Below are 21,246 nucleotides of genomic sequence, written 5' to 3'. Positions count from 1 at the left end.
TGTTACCAGCAGCGTCTTTTGTTTCATTGACAACAGTTAACGGCGCTGCATCTTCTCCTTTATCTCCCTTAGCACCTTTTGGTACTACGATGGATTTACCGTCACTGAAGTTGACTTTGATATCGCCGTTCGCTTGCGGTTCTGTTGATGTGATTGTGATAGATTTGCCATCTTCACCTTTCGCACCTTGTGCTCCAGTTGCACCTGTGGCACCCGTATCTCCTTTTGGCCCAGATGGAATTAGTGCTTCAAATCCATCACTAAACTTAACAATGGTTCCTTCAGGAGTTATTGTATAACTGTTTACTCTTAATGAATCACCTTTATCGCCTTTATCTCCCTTATCACCTTTTGGAAGAATAATAGATTTTCCATCGCTGAAAATGACTTCTTTAGTACCATCTGGTAATGTATTAATTTTGTCTATAGTTATACTAGTGCCTGGATCACCTTTTTCACCTTTTTCACCTTTTGGAATAGTTACTACTCTTCCATCACTAAAAGTAATAACTGTATCCCCGTTTGGATTTTGCACTGCCGTCCTAATATATACAGATTTTCCATCTTGACCATTTCTACCATCTAAACCATCTCTACCGTCTAATCCATCTAATCCTGGTTGACCCTGAAGACCTTTATCACCTTTGGCTCCTTTGTCCCCCTTGTCACCTTTGTCGCCTTTCTCACCTTTCGCACCATCTGGAACAAAGAATTCACCAAGTTTTTCACCAGTTGCTTTATTAGTAATTGTTACTAAAGTACCTGGTTGACCATTTTGTTCTGTTTTCAAGCTAGAATAAGCAAGTTCTGGTGTACGTCCATCTCTAGGAACGATGGTTTTCCCTGGTAAACTTGTTTTACCGTTTAATGTAGCAGTCGCTGAAATAACTTCTCCCTCTTTTAACGGTACATTTAATGTTTGTGTAAACTTACCGTTGCCATCAGCAGTTGTTTGATATTGAGTCAAACCAACTGTAATAGTTACATTAGCATTTGGTGTAGTTTCACCTGTTACTTGATTTGTACCTGACAATTTAGGATCTAAAATTGGTGGTAAAACCGTTGCATTTTGATTTGCATTCGGATCGAAAACCCCTAATCCTACAATTTCATCTACGGGTAGGCTTGCAATTCGAGTACCTGTGATATTAGTACCTAATTCAATATTTTTATACATCCAAGTTGTTTGAGTCTGCTCTTCTACACCTTTAATCCCTCTTTTAAGTGTAACTTTCTCTCCAAGCGGCACATCTTTAGTTAATACATATGTCGTACCGTAAGGTATAGAGGTCTCAATTGTTTGAACTTTTTGTTTGATGTTAAAGTCGATATTACCATCTAAAACAACTTCCATATTTTTATTAAAATAGTTTTGTGTTGAATATGGGTTTGGTGTTGAGTTGTAACTGCCCCCACTTGGATACATCATAAGATAACCGTTAATACTTAAGTCGCCGTTCCAGTTTTTTACTGGCAAACTAAATTTAATTTGGCCATATCCATTTTTTGCAAATACGTCACTATTAATCGATGGTCTGCCTTCTAAAGCGTAACCCGCTGGATAACCAGGTTTAATTGTCCCAAATTTTATTTCGGCTTTATTATTTAATGGTACCGTAGTGCCTACTACTGCCCACGTACCTATGATAGGTGCTTGATTTGCTGGTAATTGGAAACCTTCTCCAAAAGTAAAACCACCTAAATCAAATGTATGATATGGTCCAGTACCGACTGAATCTGTGAAGTATTTAACCTCAAAGTTCATTAAATTGTTTGCTCTATCTGGTTTAGCAATGAATTCATAGTGTGCATCTTTTTGACCAATATAAGTTTTACCGTAACCTGTAATGATGATTCCTCTATTTGGATCAATTGAAGCACTGGCTTTCAATGCACCAATTGCTTCAGGTGTTGAAGCATTTTTTGGAATATCTAAGTTTGATGTCGTATCTGGATCATTCACTGTGTCATCTGTAGAATCAAGTGCTGCACGTACTGCATACACTGTATATTTAGATGTTTGTTCATTGGCATACTCAATGCCTGCACGTAGGATATCTTGGAATAAATCTTCTGCTGATACTGCATTATAATCAACATTTAACTTACTTAAGATGCCTTCTACATCTTGTGCCTTATATGTTTCAGATAATAGATTACGGACTAATCCTTCTTTATCTGATGAGTGTAAATATTGTTCTACAAATTCAACAGGTGCTTTTGCGCCATCGTTTAAGCTTGAGTAATCTACTGTACTTTCAGGAACAGTGTTTACTTGTGCTGTTTCTGTAGTTTTTACTTCATTAGATGGTGCTGTTTCTTTTGTCGTTGTGTCAGCTTTAGGCGTCGATTCAGTTTGTGAAGTTGCCTCAGCTTTTTCTACTTTTTCTACTTGAACACTTTCTTTATTTGTAGGTGCTACTTGTGCTGTATTATCTGAAGGTTTTGCTTCTGATGTTGCAGCTGCTTGATTTGATTCGTTTGCTGGCTGTGCTGTTGAAACTTCTGGTGTTGTTTGTTGCGTTTGAGTTTCTTGGTTTACAACAGGTGCCTCAGCTGGAGCTGCTTGATCTGCTCCGTGTTCGGCAGGTTCCTCTGCTTGTTGTGCATCAGTTTCTGCTGCTTCTGCGTCACGGCTTGCGCCGAACAATAAAGTAGTTCCAAGTAAAATAGAAGCTGTACCGACTGTAAACTTACGAATTGAATATTTATTATGAATATTCGGTAAGAAGTCTAAACGCTTGTTGCCTGATTTTTTCATGATGTCCTCCGTTTAGTACTTTTGTACATAAAATAATAATGTTTCAAAATGTTTGTTTTTCTCTCACATTCGACTCATTATAGCAAAGTTTTGTACCATTTAGTATAGCAAAACTTAATTTTTAGTGAATTTGTTCGTGTTTGCACATCTAATTTCACTCAAATTTCTAATTAATCCATTTCCAGCCTCAATTTTTGACAATATTTTGTATCACAAATTAATATGTTCTTAAAATTTCTCTTTAATTCGTGTATACTATCTCGAAATAATCTATATGACTTTTCTACGCACATCTCATAGTTATTAATTTTATGTATAAGAAATATTCATCATCAGTTTCTTAAATTAGCTTAAAAAGAACTGAATCTTCCATTAAAAGAAAGTCCAGTTCTTTAATTTTATTGATGATCTTTTTTGTCTTGATTATCTTCTTTCTCTTGCTTATCTTCATTTTCTTTTTCTTTAGCTTTTTCACTTTTATCCGGTGAATAGTTCACACCTTGAGTATATTCATTTGAAGCATCCCAAAGTAAGAATTCATTGATACCGTGGTCACGTAATGCTTGAATTTGATCAGACACCGCTTCTGCATCATAACTCTTATAATTCCCTGCACCTAAATAACTCGCAGTAAAATCTTGCAGCCAAGGACGTGTTTTCGGTTTATGGTCTGCTTTCTTCAATACATCTGATTCTTTCTCTAAGTACTTGTCTACTGTGTTATAAGGTTCTAAGTCAGGATGCTCAATCCCAAAGTCACCAGGGCTCCAATGTGATGGATATATCATAGAAGAAATCACATCTACATTCTCCGCAATTTTAGGGAAACTTTGACCAATACCCGGTGCTTCTTCTACTGTCGCAGAGTAACCAAAGACGTCTGCAGAAATTTGCGCATCTAAAGGATGAATTTCTTTACGCGCTGATTTTAGGAACTGCGTAATACTATCAACACGTTGTTGTGTATTATCCATATCATCGCCTTTATATTTACCATTAGAATATACTAAATCTTTGTCCATATTTTCAAAGCCTTCTGGGAAGCGTACATAGTCGAATTGTACTTCTCTAAATCCAGCCTTTGCTGCTGCTTTTGCGACATCAATATTATAATCTCTGACTTCTTTTTTGAATGGATTTAAGAATTTATCACCGCCATCACTTTCCCAAACTTCGCCATTCTTCTCTTTAAATGACCAATCTGGATGTGCTTCTGCTGCACGTGCATCTTTAAACGTTACAACTCTGGCAATCGGATAGACATTATTCTTCTCTAACGTCTTCATTAATTTTTTAAGATTGACCATTTCCGTTGTATTCTTTTGAATCAGTTTATTATCTGAATTCAAGTCCATGGTAATATTACCTGTATCGTCTTTAACATCAATCACCATAGCGTTCAAATCTGTATCGTTAATCATTTTGATTAATTCATCAAAACGTTCACCTTGAAGGGTCCCAGGTGTCACATAAATTCCTTTAACCCCTTCTTTAGGGTATTTAATTTTATTTTTATTATCGTTATGCTTCTCTGATTGTTGATGTTCTGCGGACTTGTTGTCATTCTTTGAAGTTGAATCATTATTACCGCATGCTGTAAGGATCAAAGTACTCGCTGCAGCTATAGTCAGCACGCGTTTCATCAATTTTATCGTCATCCCTTCATCATAAATCAACAGTTATAATTATTTTATACATTTTATGAATAAAAATAATAAACTATCATCACTATTCTAGCTTAACGAAATCGTTGATAGTTGGCAATGAAATTCCTGTTTCTATTTAAAATCTAGTAAAAATTGATTTCATCACGCATTTATTGACGAAACAAAACACCTTTAACTCACTTGTTTATATGGGTATAGAAGAATAATACGTTATTTAGGAGAATGAGAATGCGACTAAAATTGACTACACTCACACATTTCTATTATCAATTACCAGAATATAATCTGACAGAAGTCGATGACAGTTGGTATCGTCAAACCTTACACCTTCACCTTTATTACCAGCCACCCTATGCATTTGAAACACTACTTCAATTCTTAGATCGACGGGCAATTCCAGGTGTGGAGTCTGTATGTGATGATACGTATTACCGTACAGCACTACTTCGATCTGCATCAGATACATTTAAAGGTTGGATTGCGGTTACACAAGATGATAAACAAAATGCTTTAGCACTCACCTTCAGTGCGAGCCTCTATCCTGTGTTATCTCAAATCATTACACGCATACGTCACCTCTTTGACATAGATTACCCACCTGAAGCATCAAGAGAAGTATTGAAGGCTTCATGGATGGATTCAAGTACCAGAATGCCAGGTGGCTTTGATGGTTTTGAGGTCAGTGTACGTACAGTATTAGGACAACAAATTACGGTACAAGCTGCGACGACGCTAGCCGGTCGTTTAGTTCATGCCTTAGGAACTCCCTTTGTCTTAGATTTACCTGGTTTATCTGCTTTCTTCCCACCTGCAGAGACACTCATTGCGGCAGGTAAAGCTAATAGTCTAGAAGGCGGTAAAGGTATCAGTGATGTTTTAGGACCACTTGGTATTACAGGCAGACGTGCTTCAACCATTGAAGCCATTGCTCGTGCATTAGTTAATGGAGAAATTCAACTCAAACCTTACCCAATATGGAAAGATAAACAGATAGATACAGAAATCATGACTCAAATTGAAGTTGAAATGAAACGTTTATTAGCTATCAAAGGAATCGGCCCTTGGACTGCACATGCGATTGGTATGCGTGCTTTAGGATATCCTGATGCTTTCTTAGAATCTGACATTGGTGTCATCAAAGCTATGAAAGCTTTATATCCTGAGTCAGAAGAAGCCGAAACTTCAAAAGGCCGGTTAGCTCTCGCTGAAGCTTGGCGTCCAATGCGCAGTTATGCGGTTATGAATTTATGGAAATAAATGATACAAAAACGTCCTCCACTTTGAAAAATACTCAAATTGGAGGACGTTTCTTTTATGAATTAATAACCAAGCAATGCTTTAATACTAAATCCGACAATCACAGAAACTGTAATCGCAAAGAAGCCAGGTAATATAAAGCTGGTTGGTTTCGTTTGTTTCGTTTCATCTAAATCTACCGCAAATAATAACGTTGGTTGTGCTGGAATGACGAAGTTAACATTTAAAGTTTGCGCCATCGCAATAAAGTACATCGGCGGCACACCCATACTCATCAGAATCGGCAACATAATAGATGCTGTCGCTGATTGTGAGATCACCACAATCGTAACGAGTGAGACTAATATAATCACAAGCCAAGGCACTTGTTGAATCACACCGCCGATTTGTTCTGTCATAATTTTTTTATTGCCTGGGGCTGTGAAAATCGTCGCACCAAGCCAACCAGGTCCAAGTACTGCGAATAATGCCCCAATCGCAGATTGTGTAATATGACTATCCAAAATATCTCTCGTATTTAATTTAACTAAGACTAAGTTGATTGCGGCACTCATATACATAAAGAACTGCACAATTTCAGTCGTTTCAAGTTTAACTGTTTCTCCATTGACTTTAAATGTCGGTACTAAATCTGAGAAAATACCGAACATTAAAATTAATCCAACTCCTAATAAGAAGACCAAAACACCTAATTTCACATGAGGTGAAAATTTCGTTTGTAGCGGCTGTGCTTCAATATCTTCCATAATATCTGTCGCAAATTGGCTAGGATTCATCTTACGACGTCTTCCGACTACTGTACAATAAACACTCAGTGCTAACATACTAATAATCGCTGTCGGCATAACGATAGATAGGTATTTGCCCATCGTGACACCTGTCACTGCCAATGTCGCAATAATATAAGCCGTCGCAGAAGCTGCTGGACTACATAATAATGCCAAGTTAGCCGTTAACACCGATGCTGTTAATGGACGTTTCGGTTGAATCCCCGCACGTGTCGCAGTTTTAGCGATAATCGGTTCTAGTGATAAGGCAATATTTGTTGTCCCGATACCGAAGACAAAGATAAAGACAATCATGGGTGCGATAAAGATGATAGATTTCGGATAGCGCTCAATCACTTTAGAAGCAAGGTAAACTAAGTAATCAATACCACCTGTGGCTTGTAAGGTTCCACCCGCAATCCCAATGGATAAAATAATCAATACCGCTGTAACAGGTGCTGAACCTGGCGGCAGACCAAAGATAAAAATCATGATCAGCTGTGCCACAATTGCGAAGATACCGCAACCCAGTGCACCTGCCAGCCGTAACCCCATCAGTATGGCCAGAATCATGATAATAATTTCTGTGATAAATAGAAACATTTTAACTCCTCACTTTAGTATCTCTATATTGTGAAAAAGATAACATAGTCCAGTTTATCACGATTGCGTCACAATTTGGTAAGTCAAAATTACTAAAATATGAAAGTTTAGTGAATACAATTTTCTAAAATAACAACTTATAAATATGTATAAAAAAGCCCTGGCACGTAGCCAAGGCTTTAAATATTGAATACTATGCTCTATCCCAATAACGTACTTGATCAAATGCTTTCACAATTGTTTGTGGATCATCTGATACAAAGATACCAGGCGCATCTAATTTCACTTTACCATCTTGTAAGTCTTTAGAAGCCGCTTCATTAAAGATAATTGGTTTCTTATGCTTATAAGATAACGCCGCAAACTCTTCAGCATCTGGAATTAAACCATTACCATCTGACAAGATGACTAAGCTGTCGAATAATGTCGCATGTGCTGTATCATACGTTTCATTGATTGAGATATCATCAGACAAGTCTTTTTGTTGCTTGCCGACAAACGCATAGTTTAAACCATGCTCTGCGAATGTTTTCGCATAATTTTTCAATGTTTCTGCGTCAATATCACCGTTCACTAATACTGCCACTGAATGACCTGGTAATGGACGGTCATATTTTTCCATAGTCAATTGACTGTCTTTCTTATCTGATTTTACTTCTTCATTTTCTTCTGGTACTTGTACACCCACATTGTCAGCGACACGTTCAGCTAATTCACGATCAATTTTATTTAATTGATTCACTGCACGTTGACGCACATCCATGCTTTTACATTTACCGATTTCAAATGAGAAGCCATCCACTGTATGGTCAAATTCAGGTTTTGTTAAACTGTTCAGATATAGTTTCGCTTGTGAATAGTAATCTTTGAAACTGTCACTGCGTTTACGGATTTTGTGTCCTTCTACTTTTTCAGGATAGTGTACATAACCGCCTTCTGCTTTTGAACTTGTGAATGGGCAGTTGCCTTCTAATGCATTCTTATGATAAGACGTTTGACCTTCATGAATGTTCATTTGATGCATCGCATCACGTTGGTTGTTACGCACTTTGTTCACAGGACGGTTGATTGGAATTTGGTTGAAGTTTGGTCCGCCTAAACGTGAGATTTGTGTATCTGTGTAAGAGAATAGACGTCCTTGTAGTAATGGGTCATTTGAGAAGTCGATACCTGGTACGACATGACCTGGGTGGAATGCGACTTGTTCGATTTCATCAAAGACATTATCTACATTTCGGTTCAATGTCATTTTACCAACGACTTTAACTGGCACTTCATCTTCTGGCCAAATTTTTGTCGGATCTAATAAGTCGAAATCAAAGTCGAATTCTTGGTCTTCTCTTAAGATTTGTAAACCAAGTTCCCAAGCTGGATAGTCACCTTTTCAATAGATTCATGTAAATCTTTACGGTGGAAGTCGATATCTTTACCTTGTAAGATTTGCGCTTCATCCCATACAAGAGATTCTAATCCGTGAACTGGTCTCCAATGGAATTTCACGAAGAATGCTTCGCCTTGTGCATTGACTAAACGGTACGTATGTACACCGAAGCCTTCGATTTGTCTAATATTCTTAGGAATACCACGGTCACTCATTGCCCATACTGCAGTATGTGAAGTTTCTGGATTTTCTGCGAAGAAGTCCCAGAATGTATCGTGTGCTGTACCACCTTGTGGTGTTTCTGTATCGGGTTCAGGTTTAACCGCATGAATTAAATCTGGGAATTTGATTGCGTCTTGAATAAAGAATACAGGAATATCGTTACCGACTAAGTCAAAGATACCTTCATCTGTATAGAATTTTGTCGCAAAGCCACGTACGTCTCTGACTGTATCTGGTGAACCTTTTGAACCTTGTACCGTTGAAATACGTACAAAGACAGGTGTCACTTTGTCAGGGTTTGTGAGGAAGTCTGCTGAAGTATACTCAGATAAATCTTCATAAACTTGGAATTCACCATGTGCACCAAAACCACGTGCGTGAACGACACGTTCAGGAATACGTTCATGGTCAAAATGCATAATTTTCTCACGGAAATGGAAATCTTCTAATAGACTCGGTCCTCTTTCACCTGCTGTGAGTGTTAATTCATCTTCACTGACTTTTGTTCCATTATTCGTCGTCATCGGCTCGCCTTCATGACTTTTTCTGAATTGGTCTAATTGTTCTTGCTTTTTGTTTTTAGCCACACAAATAACCTCCTATATATTAAATCCTAATTATGAGTTTCCCGTTTCATTTCAAACAAAACACTTTTTGTTTTTGGAGATAATTTTAATACAAAGTTTATGAAAATCTACAATCAAACAATTCTGTTCATCTCGGGTTGTTTTCAGTAAAATGAAACTATGCATAATTAATAGAAAAGGTGGAAGCTATGTCACTCCCAACTCATTTACGTATTGAAGGTTCGCTTTCAGAAATTATAGAAGTATTAATGAAGTATGAAGATGCTTCAACGTTATCTCATGATAACTTATTTAAAACCAAAAATGTTGAAGCGATGTTATATCAACTATTTGTTAAACATATGAGTCAAAAAGAACGTCAAATCATAGAACGCTCAATAAAAACGTCTGAATATATGACTTTTATTGAGGAAAAAGATGCGCAACATATGCAGCTTTTAGCACAAACACATTATTTATTGCCAATACAAAAAAACTTAAATTATATCGATAATGAATTTCTGAACAACTACAATTACTATATTTTAAATGGTTCTCCAACAAAATTCCCTGAGTTAGCACAAACAGCCAAAGATCAAAATAGTATTAAATACTGGGTGGAATCTGGCAGACGTGCAAAAGATAATATGACACTCTCAGAATTCTTAGATGTAAACTTTACAGTTAATCAATTAAAAGAGATTTGTCGTACTCATAAAATCAAAGGATTTTCTAAAGGACCGAAAAAGCATATCATTCATTTAGTAGAACAAGCGTTTTTTGAGTCGCCTGACAATTTTATTGTCGGGTATTCAAAAGAAGCTTATCAGCTGCTTGCTTATTTCATATTAGAAAATCGTAATAGTATTCCAAAAAGCATAGCCGAAGATTTAAATACTGATTTCTGGCTGATTGATACTGATCGCTTAAATACAATTTACTTTATTCCTGCAGATACAATGAAACAAATCAAGGATTTCTTTAACACTCATAAGATGAATCCTTTAGATTATGTTCGTCCTGAAGACCAAGTGTTATACCAAGATTCAACAAAGAGAACTGTAAAAGAAACAACTGAAGTGGATACATCACATTATACTGCCACAGATGAAGACGAAGCGATAAATTTAGAAGCGAAGCTAGAGCGATTACTTGCTCAAGAAGAACAGCTTTCACCTGAATGTGAATTTTTCGCGGTGTTATTAAACCTTTATGGCGTTGTGCCTTACCAATTTGCGACCACTTTATTCAACCGCTTCTTCAACGAAGCTAAAAGTGAAACAGAAATCAAAATAATGGCAGCAGATCATTTAAAAGATATTTTAGTCAGTGACAACGATTACTATATCCATCCTTTAATTGAAGAAGAATATCCAGATATCCTTGCACACTTTGAAGATATCAGTTATTTCGTTCCGACTAGCTATGAAGCACTGTTAACAGCTGGAGAACTTGATACATTAAACACAAATAAAAATATTCGTAACGCTCTCAAGTTCTTTTTAAAGCTTTTTAAAGATGATGACATGAAAGAATTTTTAATGGACATTATCGTTTTGCAACCGTTAAAAAGACACACAGACATAACACAACTGGATCAAATTATAGAGGAACTAGCACTAGAACCTGAAGTTCGCAGATTCAACAATTTAGAAGTCAAACGTCATTTGAAAAAGCTTGCATATTATTTACCGCTATGGAAGTTACGTGGTCATAGCCAAGCAGAACTTGATGCCACTGCACGATAGAACTCTTAAACAAAAACTCATATTAAACCAAAAAAGGAAGTCACTTCATGACGCTGACCATGAAAGACTTCCTTCTTTAATTTGAAAGGTATAAATATAGAGGGTGAATGAATTTTAGAATACTAACTTATAACTTTACTTGTGCTTTCTTATAATAATAAATTGGAATTCCTGCTAAGGTAACGACAATCCCGATGATTGCCAGTACAGGTTGTGTAATTAATGTATTAATTAATACGAATATACCTGCCGCTAAGGCAATGATTGGAATCACTGGGTACAACGGCACACGGTAAGGTCGTTGTAATTCAGGTTCTCGTTTACGTAAAAGTATGACCGCTAGGAAAGCCATACAATAGAATGTCCAAATAACGAAAATCAACATGTTTGTAATCGTATCAAACGCACCTAACAACATCATTATTGTAGCGATAACCAATTGAATGACACCGCCTAACCAAGGTGTATCTGATGGCGTTAAGCTTAAGAATGCGCGTTTAAATGGTAATTGATCGATTTGTGCCATCGCATAAGGAATTCTCATGCCTGTCATCGTATAACCGTTCATGGTACCGTACACAGAAATCAAAATACCGATAGTGATAATCTTGCCGCCGCTTGCGCCAAATAGAATAGATGAAGCATCACTTGCGGCATTTAAGTTACCTACGATATGTTCAATCGGCAAGGTCATTAAGAACGTTGCGTTGATTAATAAATACACAACCATAATCAAACCAATACCTAAAGCAATCGCGCCAGGTAAATCTTTCTTAGGATTTTTCATTTCCCCGGCAATATTACCGACATGAATCCATCCGTCGTATGCGAACATTGTCGCAAGCAAGCCGCTTCCAATCGCTTCAAACCAACCAGAACTTGTACCATTCACCACTGGGAATAAAGAGAATGATACTTCGCTGCTTTGGAAGAAGCCGAATAATACAATCATCGCAATTGGGATTAATTTAATTACCAACGTAATAGATTGGAGTAATCCGCCTGCCTTTGATCCTAATAAGTTGATTAATAACAATGTTAATGCACTAATAACAGCGATTGGCACTAAATAAATAATGTTAAGATGAAACAAGTTGATAATTTGCGTACCGAATATAATCGCCAGTGCGGCTACGTTTGCGGGAAAATAGATGAACCCTTGTGCCCATCCAGATAAGAATCCCCAGAAGTTGCCATACGTATATTCGATATATTTTGTCAGACCACCTGTTTCAGGAATGGCAGCTGCTAACTCAGCACCTGTCAAACCTGCACAAATGGTAATCAGTCCTCCAAGGAACCAAACTAACATTGCCATACTCGTTGAGCCGGTCACTTCAGTGACACTGGAAACTTTGAAGAAGACGCCAGCACCGATTACCGAACCCATAACGAGAGAAAGTGCAGCAAAGAAACCTATATTTTTCTTTAAGGCTTTATCACTACTCATCAGGTTTACCTCCGTTCTGTCTTATTTCGGTTAACCTACTACACCTTCACTAGTATCGGCAGGTTCGAGTAATGTATCAATAATATGTGACACGCGTGTTAAATCGACGTTTCCACCAGACACGAGTGCAACTGTTGTTTTGTTTTTCAACCATTTCGGGTCAATTTTACCGCTTAGAATTGCTGCTGTCGGTAACGCACCGGCTCCTTCTGTGATAATTTTTGCGCGTTGCATTAAGTGACGCATCGCATTCGAAATCTCATCTTCAGTCACTAAGATAAATTCATCAACCAACTTATCTGCGACCTCATACGTTTTTTCACCCGGAATTGCGACTTCTGTACCGTCCGCAATGGTATGTGCAGTAAATTGTGACGTAATCTTACCTTGTTTCACAGATTCTGCCATACCATGCACATTCTCTGCTTGTACACCAATGACATGGATAGACGGGTTGAATGATTTTAATGCGGTCGCAACACCTGAAATCAAACCGCCACCCCCAACAGGTACGATCACTGTGTTGACGTTCCAAATACTGTCTAAAATTTCAAGTCCGATTGTGCCTTGTCCAGCCATTACTTCATTGTCATCGTAAGGATGAACAATCGTTTTGCCCGTTTCTTTCGCAAGCTGCTCCATATAGAGGCGAGAATCATTGAATGTCTCTCCTTTCAATATGACTTCTGCACCATAACCTCTGGTAGCTTCTTGTTTAGCGATAGGTGCTTCTTCTGGCATAATCACAGTCGCTTTGATACCTAATAACTTACCGGTCAGCGCAAGTCCTTGTGCATGGTTCCCAGCTGACGCGGTAATGATACCTTTTTCTTTTTGTTCTTCTGTCAGATGTAAAATTTTATTCAAGGCACCACGATATTTGAATGAACCCGTGAACTGCATGTTTTCTAATTTCAAATAAACATCTCCGCCAGTGATATCATTACTTAAGAACATGGATTGGATTAGCGGTGTTTTGCGCACGTAATCACGAATCATCATTTTCGCTTCTTTAATGTCTTGAATATTACAATATTTCTCCGTTTGCATTACTGTACTGTTTACTGTCATTTCGCTCTCTCCATTTCTCTTTATATAGGGTAATTATTTCGCTTAATTCATTAATTTATTTAACTCCTCGTAGGATAAGTCATGAGATTGTGCAAGTCCTTCATTCGTCACATGACCTTTATAAATATTGACACCTGTCGCAAGTACAGGATTATCTTTAATCGCTTGTTCGATGCCTTTATTGCTGATTTCTTGTAAGTATTCGATATTGCCTAAAGCAAGTGCCATAGTAGAAGTACGTGGTACAGCACCGGGTTGGTTTGGTACTGCATAGAAGACAACACCGTCTTCAACATAAACTGGATTGTCAATCGTAGTTGGACGGATACCTTCAACTGTACCGCCTTGGTCAATCGCAATATCTACAACGACTGAACCTTCTTTCATAGATTGAATCATGTTACGTGTAACGAGTTTTGGTGGTTTAGAACCGGGGATAAGAATTGTTGAAATAAAGACATCCGCTGTCTTAATTTCTTTTGCGAGGTTTTCTTCATTAGATTTAATAACTGTAACGTCTTGACCTTTGAAGTGATCATTAAGCCATGCGATACGGTCATCATTTAATTCGATAATTGAAACTGATGCTTGTAAGCCTAGGCCAATTGTAGCCGCATTGACCGCAGCTGATCCGCCGCCGAAGATAACGACTTTACCAGAAGGAATACCGTCAATCGCATCAATACCTGAAATTAATATACCTTCACCTTGATGTTGCTTTTCTAAATAATATGCGCCCATCAACATAGAACGTCGTCCTGCAATGGCACTCATCGGCGCAAGTAAGGGTGCTTGTCCATCTTTCACAATCGTTTCGCCGCCGATTGCGGTAACACCCGCTTCTTGCATTGCCTCTACGGTTTCTTTAGATGATGCTAAATGTTGGAAGCCCCAGATGACTTGTCCTGGTTTGAAGAATTGGAATTCTTTCGCGTCCGGTTCTTTTACTTTGACAATCAAATTCGCTTGCCATGCTTCTTCATGATTCACAATAAAGCCGCCTGCTTTCTCATATTGTGCGTCATCAAATCCAGAGCCTGCACCTGCATTATGTTCAACAAGGACACGGTGCCCATCTAATACAAGTTTCTTCACATTTTCTGGGGTGCAAGCCACACGTCCTTCACCTGGTTTAAGTTCTTTAATGATACCGATTTCCATGTTCATCTCTCCTTGTGAATATTTTCACATTTAATTTAACACTTATATACAATAAAGGCAAACTAATTATTAGACGTTTTATAAATAATTCTATTTTTAAACATAATCAGAATATTTTAGTAATTTGCCATCCTTTTATAGTAAACGCTTACATATCATTTGTGACAAACATAATCTATAATGTTAAACCTAAAATGTCACAATTTGTATAATCACTTTTATATAGTAAAATAATTCTATTATTTTAAAATTTACTATGAGGGAAGCATGAAGTGAGTGTTAATGCAGGCATAAAAAAACCCTGGCTTTCGCCAAGGTAATTTATATACTCAAACTAATTTCTTTAAAAAATTGATTCATATCGATACATTCAATATTCAAGTCATCACATATATCTGGAATTTTTAGTGCTTTACTAGGTTGAGAAGTGGATAAGTTAACATTTCTATTTTCGTTAGTCACTATAGTATAGCCTTCTCTTTTAGCGATTGCGATTAACCAAGGGTCGGCAATACTTACATTTCCCCATCCTTTTCCATTCCAGAAATTGCGTCGTTTTTATAAAAGTCACTCTCTTGTATATGCGTTAAAATGAATTGCCGATCGTCAAATCAATCACTATGATTTAAAGTTTCACAACTATAATTGTTAGTTAGCCACTTTTTAAACCAAGGATCTTGATAGTTTTCTTTTAAAACAATATTAGGAATAATCACTTGTTTATTTAGGATTGAAGGTGAATTTTTCCAAAAGCTTGGAAAATAATCATACTTATAATAGCGGTCATAAAAGTTAATATAAATATTGGAGTCAAGAATATATTTTTTCATTTTATCTCTTGAATGGTTGCTTTAAGTTCTTCACTTTTAGCCCTATATCATTAGAGCTGATTACCCGAAATTCTAACTTCTCTTTTGGAAGGCTTATTTTTTCATTTAGCACTAATAAACCTGCTGGAACGTGAATTGTTTTTGCAATTGTAACGAGTTGGTTAAAAGTTGATTGTACCTCTCCGCACATGATGTTTTCTATCTTTTCAACTTTCTTTTGAATTGCAGAGAGAGGGACGCTAGATTCATTGATATAGGCGTTCAAAACTTTTGTATTTATTGAAACACGTTTAACCATCAGCGTTGCCTCCTCTATTAGATTTAATTATTTATATCACGTCTTTTTTAAATGAAGTTAACGTTTAGTGTGCAAAAATCACACCTCAATCACTTAGTTCACTATCCTTAACATCTGTAATAAACATATGTCCAGGCGCATGTGTGATGATCAATTCAGGCTTAGCGTCTAAAGCTACAGATTGCGGTGTCACACCACATCCCCAAAAGACCGGGACTTCATTTTCTTTTATTTGTACCGGCTCCCCAAAGTCTGTTTGATTTAAATCTTTGATACCGATTGCTGAAGGGTCTCCGATATGGATAGGCGTGCCGTGAACATTTTTAAAGTGTGTCGTAATCTCTGTCGCACGAATCGCATCTTTCATAGTCATCGGACGCATACTTACAGTAATATTTCCGTCAAAACGACCCGCAGGTTCAGCAGGTATATTTGTAATATACATCGGTACGTTATGTCCTTCTTCTAGATGACGTAATGGAATACCCGCTTCTAACAACGCATGTTCAAACGTAAAACTACATCCAATTAAAAAGCTGACCATATCGTCATTAAATCGATGCTTGATATCAGACGGTGTCTCTATTAATTCACCATTTTCATATACACGATAAGCCCCGACTTCTGTCGTAATATCCGCATTTTTACCATACTTTGAAAAGTTAACTTCCCCTACTTCAGATACATCTAATAGCGGACACGTTTTTGGGTTTTTAAAACAGAATTTCAAGAAATCATAAGCATATTTTGAAGGTAGAATAACCACATTCGCTTGAATGTACCCCTTAGCCATTCCACTTGTATGCCCCGTTACTTCTTTATTACGTATCATTTGTCTTAATGCTTCTGGTTCCACATTTTGTAAATTTGCCATGTATAAACATCCCCTTTGTTTAAAAAATGGTATTTTTACTAGTTTATCAAAAATACTTAATCATGTGTTAAATAACATTCAATTGTACACCTGTTACCCTCACTATCTTGACCATGTTTTTCAGCTGTTTTAAAAGAATTCAACAAAGTATAGATTTTTAACAACTGATTTTTAGTTTGTAAAAATTGGAAAGAGCGAAAGAAATTTAAAAACATAAAAAAGCTCTCACGCATCAAAGTGAGAGCTTGAATAACATTTATACAGATACTTTTTGATTTGTATCGACTAATTTTAACTTATAATCATAAATCGACTGTAAATTGCCGTTCGGATTTTTAAGGATTAAATGATCTTGTGTAATTTCTGTCGGACTTTCGACACCGACAGCCGCTGCTAAGTTGAATAGTCCTTCATGTAAACTTGTGATGTAGTTTGTGACACGATAGTTCTTTTCGTTCACAAACAAGCCACGTTCTAACTTAGGATTTGTCGTCGCCACACCGACTGGACATGTGTTTAAGTGACATTGTTGACTCATAATACAGCCGACACTGATCATCATACCACGTGCGACATTGACTAAGTCTGCACCGAGACCGAGCGCAATCGCAATTTTATCAGGTGTCACCAATTTACCTGATGCGAAGATTTTCATTTTATCGCGAATACCATACTTCTCTAACATGCCTGTCACAATTGGTAAGGCTGTGAATAATGGTAAGCCGACGCCATCTTGTAATTCTTGATACGTTGCACCTGTACCCCCTTCACCACCATCAATTGTGATGAAGCTTGGATATTGTTGACGTTGTTTCATCGTTCTGACTAAGGCTTCAATTTCATCGACATGACTCACCACAATCTTGAAGCCTACTGGTTTTTGTGCCGCTTCTTTCAAATCCATAATCCAATCTAATAAATCATCGTAATTATGAATGAATTCAAAGCGATTCGGTGAATTAATCGTTTTACCAGGTTCAACACTTCTGATTTTCGCAATTTCTTCTGTTACCTTCGCACCTTCCATATGACCGCCACGTGTTTTAGCCCCTTGCGCTAACTTCACTTCAAAGGCTTTCACTTGGTCGATAGCTGCCTTTTGTTTAAATTTCTCTAAGTCAAACTCACCATTGGCTTTACGTACACCGAATAAACCGGGTCCGATTTGGAAGATAATATCGCCGCCGCCTTTACGATGGTGGTCAGATAAGCCGCCTTCACCGGTATTCATCCATGTACCTGCACGTCCTAATCCCATAGATAATGCGGTAATCGCATTTTTACCTAGCGCACCGTAACTCATACCAGATTGTCCGACTAAACGTTTCACTTTATATGGATATTTTAAATCTTCTCCTAAAACAATCGCATCCTCATCTGACAGATAATAAGGGTCAACCTTTTCAGGGTCTCGATGTTCTTCTCGATCAAATAAGCGTTCGTTATCAACCTTATAGACAAACGTTGAAATTAATGTCGATTGATCAATACGCATTTCCGTTGCTTGTTTTGGAAACATCGTGTTTTGAATAAAGAAGCCTGTTTCATAATCTGTCTGTGTTCCGAAACTCGTCATGCGTGATTTGTATTTACCAGCTTTCACGATGTCTGTATATTGACTACGTGAAAATGGTTTCCCTTTCGTGTCCTCTGAGAATAAATATTGACGCAACTCTGGTCCGATCTTTTCGAAGAAATAACGTACACGCGCCAACACAGGATAGTTACGCAACACACTGTGTTGTTGTTGCCGTTTATCTCTAAATAACAATACTAATCCAGTCACCAACAGTCCTATTACGACAAGCGCAATTAAGATGTTGATAATGAATTGAAGAATCGTAAGCAATAACATTATAGTTCCCCTCTCTCTATTTCTCTGCTTATCATGTATTACTTCAATTCCCAGCAGCCCACTCTGCTGAAATTGCACTAAATTTTAAATGTAATCCCATTGTATACCAAATTCCGTCGTGTTTCATCAGTCATTTAGAAAACGTTTACATTTTTGATGCAATATTGCTGAAAGGATGAGAAAAGCCGTTAATATTCTATCATTTTGCTTCAATTTTCGCATTCATAAGTCGCCTTGTATATACTGAAGATGTCGGCTATTATCTTTACCTTAAGTAGAAAAAGGGAATAAAACAATATAAGTGTAAATAAGAGAGAGAAAGGCGGATTTACTTATGACAGAATTGAATAAGAAAGTGGCAGTCATTACAGGCGCAAGCAGCGGTATCGGGAAAGGCATTGCCTTAAAGCTTTCAAATGAAGGCGCAACTGTAGTGCTTGTTGCTCGTGATGAAAAGAAACTAGACCAAGTTTCAACTGAATTGCGTAAAGCAGGCGCAAAAAACTATGAAATTATCAGCGCTGATGTCACAAACCGTGAAGATATTGATCGTGCAGTACAACAAGCTGTAGAAGAATTCGGGAAAGTCGATATTTTAGTCAACAGCGCAGGTCAAATGAAATCGTCTGCGATTACAGAAGGTGAAGTACAAGCTTGGGACGATATGATTGATGTAAACCTTAAAGGTACATTATACGCAATCAATGCGGTCATGCCGCACTTCCAACAACAACAAAGCGGTCATATCGTTAACATCGCTTCAATTTCGGGCTTTGAAGTGACAAAATCAAGCGCGTTATACAGCGCCACAAAAGCAGCTGTACATGCGATTACACAAGGTTTAGAAAAAGAACTCGCAAAAACAGGCATTCGTTCTACCAGCATTTCACCAGGTATGGTCGACACAGCTATGACTAGTGATACAGATTGGGGTTCACGTAAAATGTTAGAACCTAAAGATATCGCAAATGCGGTAGTCTATGCGTTAACACAACCTAGTCATGTCAATGTGAATGAAATTACAGTACGCCCTGTTTAATATACAACTAAACAGCTTTAAACAATGAAAGTCAGGCAACATGCCTGACTTTTTACATATATAAACATATAAGTTGGATCTGTATTCAACGCATACCTTTACTTTAAATTTCCGGTTTGAACAAGATAAAATAAATACTAAATAAGACCAGATATACACCCATGAAAATACCGACACGTTTCAACAAGTATAAACCTGTATTGGAACGGTTTTTAATGAAGCGATTCGAAATCATGTTTGTGACGATAAAGCTGATAAAAATAATAATGACATAAATCAAAGCTGTCGTATCCATTGCGGTACTCCTTCACATTGTTATTTAGTTTAATGTATCACAACTTGGTGTTGAATCCTATGTAGAATTTCTATAATTAAAGATCAATCCATTTAATCTTTAAAATATTCGTTTTAAGGGAAAGATTGGTATAGAATAGATATAATACAATCTTACAATGCACGGGGTGACGCACATGAATTACTTGGAAGAGCAAAAACATAAATATATCGAATTAGCCGAAGCCATCGAATTCCATAATGCTGATTATAAAATAGATGATGCAGAAAAAATGTCTGTTCAAGAAATCTGTACGGATTATGGAAAGTATACGACGTTAAAAGAAAGACAAGTCTTAGAATCTATCTTGAAGTATCATCCTGAAGTCACAATCATTTCAGAAGACAAAGCCGATGAATTAAAAATATTAAGAAGAACAGATTTCGTTTATGAAATTGAGAAAAACTCTTATTTTGTAGAAACTGAGTTTTTAAACAACTTCAATAGCCACGTACTCAACCATAAATATGACTCTATTCCACCATTAGATGATGATGAAGAAGAAGCCATTCATGAAATGCGTGAAATAACACAAGCACGTAGAGATTATGAAGATTTCCAACTTGCTGACTTACTAGAGAGATACAATACTGAAGAATTAAAACAAATCTGTCGTGAATTTAAAATTACCGGCTTTTCTAAAGGAAGCAAAAGTGACATCGTTGATTTAATTCAAGATAAATTTACAAACAAAACTTCATTAATGTTCAAACGTCTCACGCAAAAAGAATTGAATTTAATTGCGTACTTCATCGCTGAAGAAAGCAACGTTATTCCTTACACGCATCTTGATGCCTTAAGTGTGAAAACTTTCTTCATTCAAGTGCAAGATGACTATGAAATACTTTATATGCCAATGGATATCTTTGAAGATTTAGAAGATTACTTCGAAGAGAATGACTTGAATCCATTAGACTTCCTTGATGAAGCAGATCGTGAGTTATTAGAAGAAATTGAAAAGTATCAAAAATTGAATAGCCTGCCGATTAATGAAGATGAAGATATCGATACTGCGATTTCTGCGTTTGTGGAAGCGGGCAAAGATGAAGACATGCGTGAAATGTTTAAAGAAATGTTCGACTTAAATCAAGATAGTGACGATGCGAAAGTTATGAATGCGATTATAGATGGTAAAGTCACATCTCAAGAAGAGTTGGATCAGCTCTTAGAAGAACTGCACAGTAAACCTCAAACAAAAACACAAGAACAAAATCATAAATCTTCTGGTAATGTCATTGATTTCAATCAATACCGAAGATAAAGCGATATAAGATAACACAATCATAAATACCTTATAAAGCCAATACTGAAAAGTACAAGCTTTATAAGGTATTTTTCAACTCAAACCTTAAACTTTATTCA

16 protein-coding genes and 1 pseudogene are annotated in these 21,246 nt (G+C 37.0%); 4 read left to right on the top strand and 13 right to left on the bottom strand.

The window, feature by feature from the left end:
- Together HMPREF2937_RS09185 and HMPREF2937_RS09180 are read right to left on the bottom strand one after the other, a co-directional pair.
- The coding region (locus HMPREF2937_RS09185) for a YSIRK-type signal peptide-containing protein (protein WP_142351432.1) at positions 1–2,761 on the bottom strand (2,761 nt) is incomplete at its 3' end.
- Between the two features lie 398 nt (positions 2,762–3,159).
- A complete protein-coding gene (locus HMPREF2937_RS09180) occupies positions 3,160–4,419 on the bottom strand; it encodes a putative glycoside hydrolase (protein WP_373879039.1) in 1,260 nt (419 codons plus the stop codon).
- Positions 4,420–4,656: 237 nt separating this feature from the next.
- Here HMPREF2937_RS09180 and HMPREF2937_RS09175 point away from each other — a divergent pair, with 237 nt between their 5' ends.
- Positions 4,657–5,685, top strand: a complete 1,029-nt coding sequence (locus HMPREF2937_RS09175) for a DNA-3-methyladenine glycosylase family protein (protein WP_070864443.1) — start codon at positions 4,657–4,659, stop codon at positions 5,683–5,685.
- Positions 5,686–5,747: 62 nt separating this feature from the next.
- Here the strand turns inward: HMPREF2937_RS09175 and HMPREF2937_RS09170 are convergent, their stop codons facing one another.
- Both HMPREF2937_RS09170 and HMPREF2937_RS09165 read right to left on the bottom strand, forming a co-directional pair.
- Complete coding sequence (locus HMPREF2937_RS09170) at positions 5,748–7,007, bottom strand: anaerobic C4-dicarboxylate transporter family protein (protein WP_373879074.1); 1,260 nt, start codon at positions 7,005–7,007, stop codon at positions 5,748–5,750.
- A gap of 241 nt (positions 7,008–7,248) precedes the next feature.
- Positions 7,249–9,182: pseudogene (locus HMPREF2937_RS09165) on the bottom strand (catalase).
- Positions 9,183–9,433: 251 nt separating this feature from the next.
- Here HMPREF2937_RS09165 and HMPREF2937_RS09160 point away from each other — a divergent pair.
- Positions 9,434–10,972, top strand: coding sequence for a hypothetical protein (locus HMPREF2937_RS09160; RefSeq protein WP_070864441.1), 1,539 nt, complete (start codon positions 9,434–9,436; stop codon positions 10,970–10,972).
- 127 nt (positions 10,973–11,099) lie between these two features.
- Here HMPREF2937_RS09160 and HMPREF2937_RS09155 read toward each other — a convergent pair whose 3' ends face one another.
- The 8 genes from HMPREF2937_RS09155 to HMPREF2937_RS09125 all read right to left on the bottom strand — a co-directional run bounded on the left by HMPREF2937_RS09155 (position 11,100) and on the right by HMPREF2937_RS09125 (position 18,511).
- Positions 11,100–12,422 carry an APC family permease gene (locus HMPREF2937_RS09155; protein WP_070864440.1) on the bottom strand — a complete coding sequence of 441 codons (1,323 nt, stop codon included), beginning with the start codon at positions 12,420–12,422 and terminating at the stop codon, positions 11,100–11,102.
- A 30-nt stretch (positions 12,423–12,452) separates the two neighbouring features.
- The gene (gene tdcB, locus HMPREF2937_RS09150) at positions 12,453–13,493 is read right to left on the bottom strand and encodes a bifunctional threonine ammonia-lyase/L-serine ammonia-lyase TdcB (protein WP_002480046.1); all 1,041 of its coding nucleotides are present in this window, start codon (positions 13,491–13,493) and stop codon (positions 12,453–12,455) included.
- Between the two features lie 42 nt (positions 13,494–13,535).
- The gene (gene ald / locus HMPREF2937_RS09145) at positions 13,536–14,654 is read right to left on the bottom strand and encodes an alanine dehydrogenase (protein WP_070864439.1); all 1,119 of its coding nucleotides are present in this window, start codon (positions 14,652–14,654) and stop codon (positions 13,536–13,538) included.
- Between the two features lie 321 nt (positions 14,655–14,975).
- A complete protein-coding gene (locus tag HMPREF2937_RS14050; protein WP_325167824.1) occupies positions 14,976–15,116 on the bottom strand; it encodes a DUF4411 family protein in 141 nt (46 codons plus the stop codon).
- A 149-nt stretch (positions 15,117–15,265) separates the two neighbouring features.
- On the bottom strand, positions 15,266–15,484 hold the full coding sequence (locus tag HMPREF2937_RS14045) for a DUF4411 family protein (protein ID WP_257245380.1): 219 nt from the start codon (positions 15,482–15,484) through the stop codon (positions 15,266–15,268).
- Position 15,485: 1 nt separating this feature from the next.
- Positions 15,486–15,782, bottom strand: a complete 297-nt coding sequence (locus HMPREF2937_RS09135; protein ID WP_070864438.1) for a hypothetical protein — start codon at positions 15,780–15,782, stop codon at positions 15,486–15,488.
- Between the two features lie 85 nt (positions 15,783–15,867).
- Entirely contained in the window at positions 15,868–16,656 is a 789-nt protein-coding gene (locus HMPREF2937_RS09130) for a putative hydro-lyase (protein WP_070864437.1), read from the bottom strand.
- 256 nt (positions 16,657–16,912) lie between these two features.
- Positions 16,913–18,511, bottom strand: a complete 1,599-nt coding sequence (locus tag HMPREF2937_RS09125; protein WP_070864436.1) for an FMN-binding glutamate synthase family protein — start codon at positions 18,509–18,511, stop codon at positions 16,913–16,915.
- Positions 18,512–18,845: 334 nt separating this feature from the next.
- On the opposite strand from HMPREF2937_RS09125, the gene HMPREF2937_RS09120 reads away from it, so the two are divergent.
- On the top strand, positions 18,846–19,550 hold the full coding sequence (locus tag HMPREF2937_RS09120; RefSeq protein WP_002480053.1) for an SDR family oxidoreductase: 705 nt from the start codon (positions 18,846–18,848) through the stop codon (positions 19,548–19,550).
- A 103-nt stretch (positions 19,551–19,653) separates the two neighbouring features.
- On the opposite strand, the gene HMPREF2937_RS09115 is transcribed toward HMPREF2937_RS09120, so the two are convergent.
- Entirely contained in the window at positions 19,654–19,845 is a 192-nt protein-coding gene (locus HMPREF2937_RS09115; RefSeq protein ID WP_002480054.1) for a hypothetical protein, read from the bottom strand.
- Positions 19,846–20,020: 175 nt separating this feature from the next.
- On the opposite strand from HMPREF2937_RS09115, the gene HMPREF2937_RS09110 reads away from it, so the two are divergent.
- On the top strand, positions 20,021–21,145 hold the full coding sequence (locus tag HMPREF2937_RS09110; protein WP_070864435.1) for a hypothetical protein: 1,125 nt from the start codon (positions 20,021–20,023) through the stop codon (positions 21,143–21,145).
- Positions 21,146–21,246: the final 101 nt, after the last annotated feature.

Source organism: Staphylococcus sp. HMSC061G12, from assembly GCF_001838465.1.
GTDB lineage: Bacteria > Bacillota > Bacilli > Staphylococcales > Staphylococcaceae > Staphylococcus > Staphylococcus simulans.
The sequence above is the reverse complement of the archived record's forward strand: the minus strand, read 5'-3'. Positions and strand labels throughout refer to the sequence as shown.

Excerpts from the sequence above, each read along its gene's own strand:
- HMPREF2937_RS09180 (WP_373879039.1), bottom strand. The coding sequence starts at position 4,419 with ATGACGATAAAATTGATGAAACGCGTGCTGACTATAGCTGCAGCGAGT.
- HMPREF2937_RS09175 (WP_070864443.1), top strand. The coding sequence starts at position 4,657 with ATGCGACTAAAATTGACTACACTCACACATTTCTATTATCAATTACCA.
- HMPREF2937_RS09170 (WP_373879074.1), bottom strand. The coding sequence starts at position 7,007 with ATGGGGTTACGGCTGGCAGGTGCACTGGGTTGCGGTATCTTCGCAATT.
- HMPREF2937_RS09160 (WP_070864441.1), top strand. The coding sequence starts at position 9,434 with ATGTCACTCCCAACTCATTTACGTATTGAAGGTTCGCTTTCAGAAATT.
- HMPREF2937_RS09155 (WP_070864440.1), bottom strand. The coding sequence starts at position 12,422 with ATGAGTAGTGATAAAGCCTTAAAGAAAAATATAGGTTTCTTTGCTGCA.
- tdcB (WP_002480046.1), bottom strand. The coding sequence starts at position 13,493 with ATGACAGTAAACAGTACAGTAATGCAAACGGAGAAATATTGTAATATT.
- ald (WP_070864439.1), bottom strand. The coding sequence starts at position 14,654 with ATGGAAATCGGTATCATTAAAGAACTTAAACCAGGTGAAGGACGTGTG.
- HMPREF2937_RS14045 (WP_257245380.1), bottom strand. The coding sequence starts at position 15,484 with ATGAAAAAATATATTCTTGACTCCAATATTTATATTAACTTTTATGAC.
- HMPREF2937_RS09135 (WP_070864438.1), bottom strand. The coding sequence starts at position 15,782 with ATGGTTAAACGTGTTTCAATAAATACAAAAGTTTTGAACGCCTATATC.
- HMPREF2937_RS09130 (WP_070864437.1), bottom strand. The coding sequence starts at position 16,656 with ATGGCAAATTTACAAAATGTGGAACCAGAAGCATTAAGACAAATGATA.
- HMPREF2937_RS09125 (WP_070864436.1), bottom strand. The coding sequence starts at position 18,511 with ATGTTATTGCTTACGATTCTTCAATTCATTATCAACATCTTAATTGCG.
- HMPREF2937_RS09120 (WP_002480053.1), top strand. The coding sequence starts at position 18,846 with ATGACAGAATTGAATAAGAAAGTGGCAGTCATTACAGGCGCAAGCAGC.
- HMPREF2937_RS09115 (WP_002480054.1), bottom strand. The coding sequence starts at position 19,845 with ATGGATACGACAGCTTTGATTTATGTCATTATTATTTTTATCAGCTTT.
- HMPREF2937_RS09110 (WP_070864435.1), top strand. The coding sequence starts at position 20,021 with ATGAATTACTTGGAAGAGCAAAAACATAAATATATCGAATTAGCCGAA.